Below are 11,033 nucleotides of genomic sequence, written 5' to 3' on the forward strand. Positions count from 1 at the left end.
CGCGGCAGGGCGGATGCGGCCGGGGGCGCCAGTGCGACGACCCAGACGCCGTTCTCGTCCAGCGCGCCGCTCGTGTCCACCGTCCACTCGCCCTGCTCGGAGGCCAGCACCGCCATCAAGCGCTGCCTTGCGGTCCGGCGCACCATCGGTGTCAGCGGCATGCCGTAGAAGGGTTGCATGGCCCGCTGAGCCCTGGTGTCCGACTCGGGGCTGAAACGAACCGTCCGGATCGTGTCGACCTGCTGGGTATGGACCGTGGCGGCGGCCGAGAGCGGAAGCAGGAAGGCGAGTCCGCTCAGCGCCAGGATTCCAGCTCGCGATCCGCGCCAGCGACGCGTGGTCACGGCGCGTGGCTCCCGCGGCCGGGGTAGAAACAGAGCCCGGAATGGGCGATGATCGACACTCATGGAAGGCGTGCGCATTGCGGCATAAATTACAGCAGATCGCGATGCAGTGGCCTATTTTGGACAGGCATCATTGGGGGAGACCGATGAAGAAGTTTTTGGTGTTGACAGCAGGCCTGCTGGCAACGGGGACGGCATCCGCCATCGAGGATCTGCATTTCTATTTCGGGGCGGATCTGGCCGAGCTGGATATCGTCTCGATCGAGAATATCGGCGCGGACGGGGATCCGGCGACGCCGCAGACCGTGCGCGGGGAGGCTGAATCCTCGATGATCCGGTTGCGTGGGGGGCTCGCGATCAACGAGAACCTCGCGCTGGAGGTTCAGTACGGTTTCGAAGGGGACGACACCGATCTGACGACCAGCCCGCCGCAGGTCGCGCTGGAGAGCTACCTGGGCGTTTATCTGGTGCCCAGTGCCTACCTGACCGATTTCCTGCAACTGGAAGTGCCGCTGGGATACGGCCAGGTCGAGTTCGAGGGGACCGACGAGGAAGGCGATCGCGCCTATGGTCTGAACCTCAATCTCTACCCGCTGCGCATCTTCAACGACGAAGGTTCCAAGCTGATCTCGCTCAGCGGCGGTTTCATGGTCTATTACCGCGGCGACGATGATCGCGTGGACGGTTACAACCTGGGTCTGAAGGTGCTGTTCGGCAACGACGACTGAACAAGGCCCTTGGCGCCAACAAAAAAGCGGGCTTCAAGCCCGCTTTTTTGTTGCGTGTCGTGCGCGATCAGTCGCGATACTGCGCCTGGATCTGCTCGGACGTGTCCTTGGCATCGATGCAAAGAGTGGCGGTCGGCCGGGCCAGCAGACGCGGGATGCCGATCGGCTCGCCGGTCTGTTCGCAATAGCCGTATTCCTTGTTGCGGATGCTCTCCAGCGCCGACTCGATCTTGCGCAGCAGCTTGCTCTCACGATCCCGCAGGCGCAGATCCAGCCAGCGCTCCTCTTCGGTCGCGGCGCGATCCACCGGGTCGGCGGCCGATTCGCGATGGTTCAGGCGTTCCCGGATCTCCCGTTCGCGGGCAAGGACTTCACCGCGCTGTTCCAGCAGGCGCTGCTTGAAAAAGGCCAGCTGCGCCTCGTTCATGTACTCGTCTTCGGACATGGCGCGAATCTGCTCCTCGGTGAGCAGATCATCGTTGGCGCTTTTGGGAGCAGCCGCGTCTGCCCGCGGGGCGGTTTTCTTCTTTGCGTTGGCCATGAATTTTCTAACCCACTGTAAAGTCACACAAACCGCGCCCGTTCAACGGCCCCGAGCCGTTCGAATGACGCGACGGGCGCGAGACGGTATATCAAAACGCGTGACAGGTCTATGACGTTCTGCTAAAGCCGGTCGTCGAAAGGGGTGAGCGGCAGGATCGTGGCCTGCGCCATGGACGACGGCGATCGGGGCGGTGAAATCCCGGGATGGTGGGCCAGGTGAGAATCGAACTCACACTCCCGAAGGAACAGCATTTTGAGTGCTGCGCGTCTACCAGTTCCGCCACTGGCCCAGCGGGCCGCGTATCTTACATCACATCCCGCCGTGGTGGTCTTCGGTTAGGATCGGCAGCATGGGGTTCCCGGCGACGCAGGCAGTGCAGTGAGCGGATTGGACGCGACACTCGCGGTAATCGTGCTGGCCGGCCTGATCATCCAGACCATGACGGGCTTCGGTTTCAACGTCGTGGCGGTCACGCTCGGCGCCCTGTTCCTGCCGATCAAGGCGTGGTTGCCCATCGTCGTGGCGCTCAATTTGCCGATGTCGGCGTGGGTTGCCGCCCGCAACCGGGCGGATATCGACTGGGATCTGCTGCTGCGTCGCATCCTGCCGGTGATGGCCGTGGGTTTCGCCGGAGGTCTGGCTCTTGCGTTCGTGCTGTCCGGTGACGTGCTCAAGCGTGCGTTCGGCGTGCTGGTCGTCATCCTCGCGAGTCGGGAACTGATCCGATTGTCCGGTCGTGCCGGTGGCCGTGCCGACGGTTCCGCGCAGCCGGCGAAGTTCTGGGTGCTGCTGGCCGGAGTGGTCCAGGGCCTCTACGCCTCGGGCGGCCCCTTGCTCGTGCATGCGCTGAGCCGTGTCCGGATCTCCCGCAGCACCTTTCGTGCGAGTCTGATGACGATCTGGTTCACCTTGAACCTCGGGCTGTCGGTGGCCTACCTGCTGGGTGGTTTCTGGACGGCCGACATGGCATTGCGCGCCGGCTGGCTGCTGCTGCTGGTGCCGGTCGGCCTGTGGGCCGGAGACTGGCTTCATCACCACGCATCCGAACACGGATTCGCGATCGCGGTGCAGCTCGTGCTGCTGGCCGCCGGGCTGGGCCTGGTCTTCGCGTGAAGGCGGTGCTCTCGGCACTGGCGCTGAGTGCGGCTGTCGCCTCGATCGCTCATGCCGAGCCGCCCGTCTGGATGCAGAATCTGGAAGAAGGGCGGCGCCTGACCCGGGACGCCAGCCGGATGATCCGTGACGAGCGCTGGCGTGAGGCCCGGTTGCTGCTGGACTGGGCGGTGGACAAGCGACCGCAGTATCCGGGGTTGTGGCTCGCGCTGGCCGATGCCGCGGCGAGAACCGGTGACGCGGAGAACGCCCGCGCCGCGCTGGACGTGCTCGATCGCATGGGGTTCGGGGTTGATCTGCGAGCAAGGCCGGATGCCGAGGCACTCCGGGCGTTGCCCGGCATCATGCCGCGGCTCGACGCGCTGGCCGGTCATCTGGATTCCGTCGGCGATGCATCGCTCGCCGCCGAGTTGCCGATTCCGGGCGGGGTGCCGGAGGGCGTGGCCTGGGACGTCGATGGAGAGGCGCTGTTCGTCAGCTTCGTGCGCGACCGGGGCATTCGCCGGGTCGAACAGGGGCGGCTGACCGACTGGATGCCCGATGCCGAGCTCTGGAGCGTGCAGGGTCTGGCGCTGGATTCGCGGCGGCGCCTGTTGTGGGCGGTGACCTCGGCCCTGAACGAAACGCCCGACCTGGGTGATGGAGAGCAAGGGCATGCCGCGTTGCTGGCCATCGATCCGGACACCGGCGCGTTGCGTTCGCGGTTCGATGTCGACACTGGCGACCACGCCTTCGGCGATCTGGTGCTGCTGTCCAGCGGCGAGGTCGTCGTCTCCGACGCGGTGACCGGCGAGCTCTGGCGTCTGCGCGATGACCGGTTCGAGGTGTGGATTCCCGCCGGAGTGCTGGCGTCTCCGCAAGGGCTGGTGCAGTGGGATGAGGACACGCTGCTGGTGGCCGACTACGCGCTGGGCCTGCTCCGGGTCTCGCTGGCGGATGGGCGGGTGCAGCCGCTGCGGGTTCCGCCAGGCACGGCCTTGCTGGGCATCGATGGCCTGGTGCTGGGCAATGGCCGCCTGCTCGCCATCCAGAACGGCATGCAGCCGGTTCGCGTCATCGAGATCGCGATCGACGCGGCGGCCACGCGGGTTGTCGATGTGACCGTGCGCCTCGCGGCGCTGCCCGAATTCGCCGATCCGACGCTGGGAACCTGGGCCGGTGACCGCTTCCTGTTCGTGGCCAACTCGCACTGGCCGTCGCTGCGAGCCGGCGGTGAACTGCTCGGTGACGAGGCACCGGCCGCGCCGGCGCGCATCCTGCAATGGACACCGTAGTCCGTCCCGCACGTGGCGTCTGGGCCTGGGCGCTTTACGACTGGGCCAATTCGGCCTTCGCGACCTCGGTGCTGGTCGCATTCTTTCCGGTGTTCTTCGCCCGCTACTGGGGTGAATCGCTAACCGGCCAGCAAAGCACGTTCTGGCTGGGCATCGGCAGCTCCATCGCCAGTCTGATCGTTGCGCTCCTGTCGCCCGCGCTCGGCGCCGTCGCCGATCAGGGTGGTCTGAAGAAATCGATGCTGGCGGTGATGACCGCGCTGGGCGTGGTCGGCACGGCGGCGCTTTGCTGGATTGGCCCCGGAGCCTGGGGGTGGGCGATGACCGCGTTCGTCGTCGCCCAGGTGGGATTCGCGCTGGGTATCTCGTTCTACGACGCGCTGATCGTCCATGTCTGTCCGCCGCAGTCGCGGCACCGGGTATCCGCGCTGGGCTATGCGCTGGGTTATCTGGGCGGAGGTCTGCTGCTGGTGCTGCATGTGCTGATGACGCTGCATCCGGACTGGTTCGGCTTGCCCGACGCGACCGCCGCCGTGCGTGTCGCCTTCGCTTCCGTGGCCGTGTGGTGGATTGTCTTTTCGGTGCCGCTGTTCCGACGTGTGCATGAGCCGAAGCCCACCGCGTCCGTGCCGCTGATGGCCGCCGCCTCCGCCGGCATGCGGGAATTGGTCCGGACCTTGCGCCGGGTTCGCAGCTATCCCCAGGTCTGGACCTTCCTGATCGCCTACTGGTTGTACATCGACGGTGTCCACACCATCGCGCGAATGGCCGTGGACTACGGCGCCAAGCTCGGCTTCGAGTCCAGCGCGCTGATTCAGGCGCTGGTCATCACCCAGTTCGTCGGCTTTCCCGCCACGCTGGTGATGGCTCGTCTGGCGGATCGGGTGGGCACGCGGCAGGCGCTGTTCGTCGGCATCATCGTCTACGTGGGCGTGACGTTGTGGGGTTACTTCCTGCAGAACGAGATGCAGTTCTACGTCATGGCGGCGGTGATCGGCCTGGTCCAGGGCGCGGTGCAGGCGCTGTCGCGCTCGTACTTTTCCCTGTTGATTCCGGCGCAGCACGCGGGCGAGTTCTTCGGCTTCTACAACATGATGGGCAAGTTCGCGGCCGTGCTCGGGCCGGTATTGGTCGGGGTGTCCGCGGTGGTGACCGGCAGTTCCCGTCTGTCGATCCTGTCCATCCTGGTGCTGTTCATCGGCGGTATGGTGTGTCTGGCTCGCGTGCGCGGGCCGGAGGAGGCGAGATGACACAGACAGTGGGGCAACGCTTGGGTCGATCGGCCGTGGCGCTGGTGCTCTGCCTGGCGCCGGTGCTGACCGCCGGCGCGTCGCTGACGGCGCAGCAGAGTCGTGCGCTGCACGCCGCGCCTGAAATCGAGTTGATTGATCGCCTGGTCCAGGCTCGATCCTGGGATGCCGTTTACGAGCAGGTCGCTCGTTTTCCGACTGCATCCGCGCCAGCCGATGCGGCGCAGGAACTGGCGGCCTACCGGCTGGCCCGCGGGCTGGTTGAGGCGCCGATGCGCGAATCGGGACGCCGCTGGCTGAACAGCGTCGCGCAGTGGTCGGTGTTGGCCACCGAAACGTTGCCCGACGCCGGTCGCGGTGTGCAGGTTCCGGCGTTTCCCGCGGCCCACGCGGCACGGGCGACGCTGCGCACCTGGGCCGCGCGCGAGTCCGTCAGAAAACTGGGTGATGCGGTGCGTGCGGGCGTCTGGCCCGACAACGTGATGTTGACCGCCGAGACCCTGGCACGCCTGGATGACGCCACGCTGGATGCGCTGCTGGCGCTCAGGCCAGGCGATGTTCCGGTGCCGGCGGCCTGGGCGTTGCGCTGGGCGGCGCTGGTGCCGTCAGTCGAGCGTGTCGGCCTGTGGTTGGAGATGGAATCCCGATCCGATGCGATGCCCAGCGCTCATCGGCGCGTGCGGGCATTCACGAAACTGTTGGCGACGGGTGATGGCGCCGTCTTCGCCCAGCTCGCCGCGGCTGCGGACGCCCGGGCCGAGCTCGCGCCGGCCTGGCTGGCGGCGCTAGCTGACGTGCCGGGCGATGCATCGCTGCGCGAGTTGCGGCGCTGGGTCGCGCATCCGCATCTGGGGCTGGATGCCCTGCACGCCCTGAGCCGGTCGGTGGCCGGACGGACGTGGATTCGGCGGCAGGTGACGGCCGATGCGCGGACGACCTCGGATCGCCTGTTGCGCCGCATGCTGATCGTGCTGGCCCAGCGGGATGAACAGGCATTCCTGCGGGCCTGGGCCCGTGAACGGCCGTCGTCGGATCCGCTCAGCATGGAGGTGCTGGCATGGCTTGGCGACTAGTTGCGCTGCTGGCCGCGGTGGTGGCGGGACCGGCCGCCGCAACGGTTCAGACCTACGTGGAATCCAATGCTGGGTCCAACGAGATCGCGCTGGGCTACCCGGTGCCCGAACCGGTGGGCAGCGTCGTACCCGTTGACGGCTTCCGCGACTACAGCAGCCTGCAGGCCCGACACCGTGACCTGGCGGGCAGCCCCGTCATCCGCGAGGTGCGTGTCGGCACGACGCTGGAAGGCCGCCCCATCTGGGCTTATGTGGTCGGCGACGCCGACGCCCGGCTGGCCGACGGCAGCGGCTCGGAAGGCGTGGTGCTGTTCAACGGCGGGATTCACGCCCGGGAGTGGGCGAGTCCGGAAGTCTCCACCGCCGTGCTGGAGGCGCTCGCGGCGGGCGCGGAGGACGGCGGCTTCATCGAGTTTCTGGTCGATCAGGTGGAGATCACCATCGTCCCGGTGCTGAACGTGGACGGGTTTGTGCAGACGCAACGCACGCCGACCCAGGTGCTGAGGACGACCTTCAGTGGTGACCCGTCGAACTGGCCGCGCGACGGTCGCATGCGCCGCAAGAACATGCGCGGCGTCGATACCGATCTGACGACCGAGAGCGACGGGATGCGGGGCGTGGACGTGAACCGGAACAGCAATCCGTTCTGGGCAACGAGTTCGCGGTCCAGTGGCAACAGCGCGTCACTGGTCTATCACGGCGCGGGGCCGGCCAGCGAACCGGAGACGCAGGCGATTCAGGCCGCCGCCGAGCTGGTCGACGCCGACCGACTGCGATTTTTCGTCGACATCCATTCCTTCTCGCGCGTGTTCTTCGCCGCGGATACCGGCAATACGCGACGCGATGCGATCGCCCGCGAGCTGGCCAACACCATCCGCGCGGCCACCAGCGGGTACGACTACGACCCGACGCCGGCCGGCGTCGGCATCGGCGCGCTGGACGAGTACTTTGCCTACACCTACCAGGTGCCGTCATACACGCTGGAGATCGAGCCGGGACCGAACGGATCGCATGCTGACTACTACGGTTCGATCGGGGTGACGCATGACGGCTTCATCCTGCCGGAGGCGGAAATTGCTCGGGTTCGGGAGGAGCTGACCGACGCGCTGCTGCTGGGTGCGTACCGGCAGTCCGGACCACCGGTGGCGCTGGCGGCAACGCTGCGCAGCGGCGCGGGCGCGATCGTTTATGACGGCGCCTGGCAGCCCGAGGGCGCGGAGGGCCGGGCCGAGACGTCGACGCGTTTATCCGGCCTGCCGACGGGTGAGCTGGAACTGCGCATCCGGTTCGATCGGCCGATGCGGCTCCTGTCCGGCTCGACGGTGGTGCAGTATCGCGGGCAGTCGGGGCCGCCGCTGCCGGATGTTCGCTTCGTCGGGCTGGACGCTGACGGGCAGGCCTTCGAATTCGCTCCGCCCGCCAGCGCGATGCAATGGTCCGATTCGACCGACTCGACCCGCTACACGGGTGACACGTTGAACATCGCGCTGTCCGTCACCAGCGGCTCGGAGCTGGCCACGGCCAGCCGCCTGGATCTGGTGATCGACGCGCAGGACCTGTCGGGCCAGCGGCTGGACGCCAATCCCAGCACCGTCGCGACCTGGACCAATGGCGCCTGGTCGGCTTACGAGGATGAGGACGGCCGGGACACCGATCAGGGCGGGGCGAGTCCCGCTTTCCGCCTGATCGGTGACGGGCTCGCGGTGCCCACGCCCGTGGCCGGTGGGGACGGCGGTGGTTCGGGCGGCTTTGGTGTTGTCGGGTTGGCCGGCTGGCTGGGCCTTTTACTCCTGACGGGGGTTCATCGGCGCCGCAAATTCCTTTCGGCCTCGCGCAGCCTGTCCAGTTCCGCGCTGTCGGCGTAGCGCACCGCGATATAGGCGTCGGCCAGGGCGTGCAGCCTGAGCGCCAGGTCGGGAGACTGGCGGGCCGCTCGCTCGCAGTAGTCGCGCGGGCCTTCGTGCGGCAGGGGCGCCAGCCCCAGCCGGTTCAGCCGCCGGGTCGCGCGGTTCCAGATGCGGCGGGCGTCGTCCACCGTCGCAGCGCTGCGTGACTGCCACAACAGCCAGGCACCCAGGCTGGTCAGCATCAGGGTGATCAGCCCGGTCAGTGCCAGGATCATGCTGCGCCAGTCGGGCAGGCCGATCCGCGACAGCACTGAGCGCTGCAATTCGGGGCCGTAGGCCAGGACCCAGTAGTTCCACTGCGCGTTGATCGAATCCCAGCGCAGGCGCATGGCCTCGATGACGGACCCGGTTCGACGGGCCAGGAACGGCACCGGCTCGCCGGCGGGTAGCGCGGCTCCCAGGCCAACCTCCACGCGATCGGGCGCGACAGCGGCGGTCGGGTCGATGCGGGTCCAGCCGGCGCCCTCGAGCCAGACCTCGGCCCAGGCGTGCGCATCGGACTGGCGGACGATCATGTATTGCCCGTTGTCGTTCATTTCACCGCCCTGATAGCCGGCGACTACACGCGCCGGCACGCCGGCCGCGCGCATCAGCACGGCGAAGGCACTGGCGTAGTGTTCGCAGAAGCCTCGGCGGGTGCTGAACAGGAACTGATCGACGCTGTTCTCGCCGAGCAGAGGCGGCCGCAAGGTGTAGACGAAGGGCTGTTCGCGGAACATGCGCAGGGCGCGATCGACCAGCGCGCGGTCGTCCGTCTCCTCGTTTCGCCAGCGGGCCGCGAGCTCGCGTGTCCGCTCGTTGCCCTCGACCGGCAGACGCAAGGCGAGTCGGCGTGGCCAGCCTTCCAGCGCCGGGTCGAGCTTGTAGTCCAGCGCGGATTCCACCGAGTAGAGCATGCGCTCTCGGATGGGCTTGCGCGCGACGAGTTGCCGGTTGGGCGTCATGCGCGCATCCGGTGGGGTGCTGACGGGCATGTCCAGCGCAAGCATCCAGTGATGACGATGGGCTTCCAGCGTCACCTCGTAGCGGACGGTCTGTTCCGCGTCGGTCAGCGTCCCGGCCTGCAGGCTGCCCGACCGGAATCCCGGTTCCCAGGTGCGCCCGTCGAAGGTCCACAGCACGGGGCCACGCCAGTAGCGCTGGTGCCGTGGCGGTACCGGGCCGTCGAAGCGGACGCGAAACGCCACTTCGTCGGATCGGGACAGCTGGGAGATGTCTCCTGGCGACATGTTCTCGCCGAGCCCGGTGACCGCGTTCGCGCCGGAGTCCGACGGCAGACCCCACAACGGGCCGGGGATGCGCGGAAAGAGCACGAAGAGCACCAGCATCAGCGGCAGCGCCTGGGCGATCAGGATCGCGCCGGTGCGCAGGCTGGTCCGGGTGGACAGGCTGCCGTCCGGATGATTGATGTCCACCAGCACCGCGGTGATCAGCACCCCGCAGACCAGCAGGAACAGGATCATCGGGATGCTCTGGTCGAACAGGAAATGAGTACCGAGCAGGAAATACCCGAGAAACGCGAGGATCGTGTAGTCCCGCAGCGTGCGTGTTTCGGTGAGCTTGAGCGCGGCCATCAGGACCAGCAGCGCGGCGCCGGGGGTCTGGCCGTTGATGGAGCCGAACGTGGCCAGCACGGCCGCGAAGGCCATCGCGGCCAGTCCGCCGCGAATCAGCATGCCGGGCATGCGCCAGCCACGCCGTGCGACCCCAAGGCGCCAGAGCATCATGCCCAGTGCGAATGCGGGGATCCACAACGGCAGATTGCGGGCATGCGGCAGGATCACGATCGCGAGCACGACGAGCAGGCGAGGCAGGCAGCGCTGGGAGACCGGCGGCATCATGTCCGGGTTGGCGCGAACAGGGCGAGCGCGGTGAGGCAGCGGGCGCAGTGCTCCGCTCCGGTATCCGCGGGAATCTGCTGGTCGGGCAGTACCAGCGACCAGCTCAGACCGCGTTCGGCGGCGTCCAGCACCCAGCGGGCGAGCTGTGACAGACGCCGCTCCGGGTCCGGGTCGGTGAGCCGGTCGAAATTCAGCACGATCTCGTTGCTCCGCGCCTGCGCGAACTGCTTGACCACCAGTTCACCGCTGCGGGCGCTGACCTTCCAGTGGATGGAGCTCAGCGAGTCGCCGCGGTGGTAGTCGCGCACGCCGGCGAAATCGTCGCTGCCGGGCTGCGAAGCCATCGTTTCGGCGCCTTCGTCACCGTCCAGCGCATCGGGCAGGGTGATGCCCGCGGGACTGGGATAGGCGATGCCGCTCTGGTCCAACTCGATCCAGGTCCAGGCGTAGAACAGACCGAGGGGAAAACGCGACGATACCGCGAAGCGCGGCGCGGGGACGCGGCCCCGGCGCGTCGTCTTCACGTCCAGTCCCGTCGTCACTTCGCTTTCCGCGGGCACGTCCGCCCAGTGGTCGCCCCAGTCGCCCTGTTGCAGGGTCAGGGTGATCACGTGCCGGTCACGCCGGCTCGGGTTGATCAGCCCGACCGAGAAACGCAGCGTCTCGCCCGCGAATACCGGCACGCTGCCGCGTGCGGCCACCTGCAGATTCACGAGGTTGCCGTGAGTGTGATGCATGGTGACCAGACCCAGTCCGGCGAGCAGGAAAGTCAGCGCGAAGCCCAAGCTGTTGGAATAGTTCATCGACCCCAGCAGCAGCGCGAAGGTCATGACCGCGAACACCGTGCCCTGGCGGGTGGGCAGAATGTAGATTCGTTGTCGGCGGATCGCGACGGGTCCGGGCAGTCGCCGGACGCGGGCCAGCACCCAGCGTTCGATACGCGCGTTGATGCTGCGTAG

At 67.5% G+C, this 11,033-nt stretch carries 10 protein-coding genes and 1 tRNA gene; 6 read left to right on the top strand and 5 right to left on the bottom strand.

The annotated features are described in order from the left end of the window. A partial coding sequence (locus ABNS06_RS14430; protein WP_348675296.1) for a hypothetical protein occupies positions 1 to 344 on the bottom strand: 344 nt, incomplete at its 3' end. A gap of 146 nt (positions 345 to 490) precedes the next feature. Here ABNS06_RS14430 and ABNS06_RS14435 point away from each other — a divergent pair. Then, positions 491 to 1,072: an outer membrane beta-barrel protein gene (locus ABNS06_RS14435; protein ID WP_348675297.1), complete on the top strand. Its 582-nt coding sequence runs from the start codon at positions 491 to 493 to the stop codon at positions 1,070 to 1,072. Between the two features lie 67 nt (positions 1,073 to 1,139). Here the strand turns inward: ABNS06_RS14435 and dksA are convergent, their stop codons facing one another. After that, positions 1,140 to 1,517, bottom strand: a complete 378-nt coding sequence (gene dksA / locus ABNS06_RS14440; RefSeq protein ID WP_348675305.1) for an RNA polymerase-binding protein DksA — start codon at positions 1,515 to 1,517, stop codon at positions 1,140 to 1,142. 303 nt (positions 1,518 to 1,820) lie between these two features. After that, a tRNA-Leu gene (locus ABNS06_RS14445) sits at positions 1,821 to 1,905 on the bottom strand. A gap of 89 nt (positions 1,906 to 1,994) precedes the next feature. Here ABNS06_RS14445 and ABNS06_RS14450 point away from each other — a divergent pair. From ABNS06_RS14450 to ABNS06_RS14470, 5 genes are read left to right on the top strand one after another with little or no spacing between them, the layout of a single operon-like run. Further along, positions 1,995 to 2,729 (top strand): sulfite exporter TauE/SafE family protein, encoded by a 735-nt coding sequence (locus tag ABNS06_RS14450; protein ID WP_348675298.1) that lies wholly within the window; start codon positions 1,995 to 1,997, stop codon positions 2,727 to 2,729. Then, a complete protein-coding gene (locus ABNS06_RS14455; protein WP_348675299.1) occupies positions 2,726 to 4,003 on the top strand; it encodes a hypothetical protein in 1,278 nt (425 codons plus the stop codon). Before ABNS06_RS14450 ends, ABNS06_RS14455 begins: the two co-directional genes overlap by 4 nt. Then, positions 3,991 to 5,253, top strand: coding sequence for an MFS transporter (locus ABNS06_RS14460; RefSeq protein WP_348675300.1), 1,263 nt, complete (start codon positions 3,991 to 3,993; stop codon positions 5,251 to 5,253). The genes ABNS06_RS14455 and ABNS06_RS14460 overlap by 13 nt, the downstream gene beginning before the upstream one ends. Continuing rightward, a complete protein-coding gene (locus ABNS06_RS14465; RefSeq protein ID WP_348675301.1) occupies positions 5,250 to 6,326 on the top strand; it encodes a hypothetical protein in 1,077 nt (358 codons plus the stop codon). The genes ABNS06_RS14460 and ABNS06_RS14465 overlap by 4 nt, the downstream gene beginning before the upstream one ends. Further along, positions 6,311 to 8,191: a M14 family zinc carboxypeptidase gene (locus ABNS06_RS14470; RefSeq protein ID WP_348675302.1), complete on the top strand. Its 1,881-nt coding sequence runs from the start codon at positions 6,311 to 6,313 to the stop codon at positions 8,189 to 8,191. The genes ABNS06_RS14465 and ABNS06_RS14470 overlap by 16 nt, the downstream gene beginning before the upstream one ends. Here ABNS06_RS14470 and ABNS06_RS14475 read toward each other — a convergent pair. Further along, positions 8,128 to 10,074, bottom strand: a complete 1,947-nt coding sequence (locus ABNS06_RS14475) for a DUF3488 and transglutaminase-like domain-containing protein (protein ID WP_348675303.1) — start codon at positions 10,072 to 10,074, stop codon at positions 8,128 to 8,130. The genes ABNS06_RS14470 and ABNS06_RS14475 overlap by 64 nt on opposite strands. Beyond that, positions 10,071 to 11,033 (bottom strand): DUF58 domain-containing protein (locus ABNS06_RS14480; protein WP_348675304.1); only part of this gene is annotated, 963 nt, incomplete at its 5' end. The genes ABNS06_RS14480 and ABNS06_RS14475, both read right to left, overlap by 4 nt.

Origin of the sequence: uncultured Abyssibacter sp. (genome assembly GCF_964000955.1) — a bacterium.
Taxonomy (GTDB): Bacteria; Pseudomonadota; Gammaproteobacteria; order Nevskiales; family OUC007; genus Abyssibacter.

Excerpts from the sequence above, each read along its gene's own strand:
- ABNS06_RS14435 (WP_348675297.1), top strand. The coding sequence starts at position 491 with ATGAAGAAGTTTTTGGTGTTGACAGCAGGCCTGCTGGCAACGGGGACG.
- dksA (WP_348675305.1), bottom strand. The coding sequence starts at position 1,517 with ATGTCCGAAGACGAGTACATGAACGAGGCGCAGCTGGCCTTTTTCAAG.
- ABNS06_RS14460 (WP_348675300.1), top strand. The coding sequence starts at position 3,991 with ATGGACACCGTAGTCCGTCCCGCACGTGGCGTCTGGGCCTGGGCGCTT.
- ABNS06_RS14465 (WP_348675301.1), top strand. The coding sequence starts at position 5,250 with ATGACACAGACAGTGGGGCAACGCTTGGGTCGATCGGCCGTGGCGCTG.
- ABNS06_RS14470 (WP_348675302.1), top strand. The coding sequence starts at position 6,311 with ATGGCTTGGCGACTAGTTGCGCTGCTGGCCGCGGTGGTGGCGGGACCG.
- ABNS06_RS14475 (WP_348675303.1), bottom strand. The coding sequence starts at position 10,074 with ATGATGCCGCCGGTCTCCCAGCGCTGCCTGCCTCGCCTGCTCGTCGTG.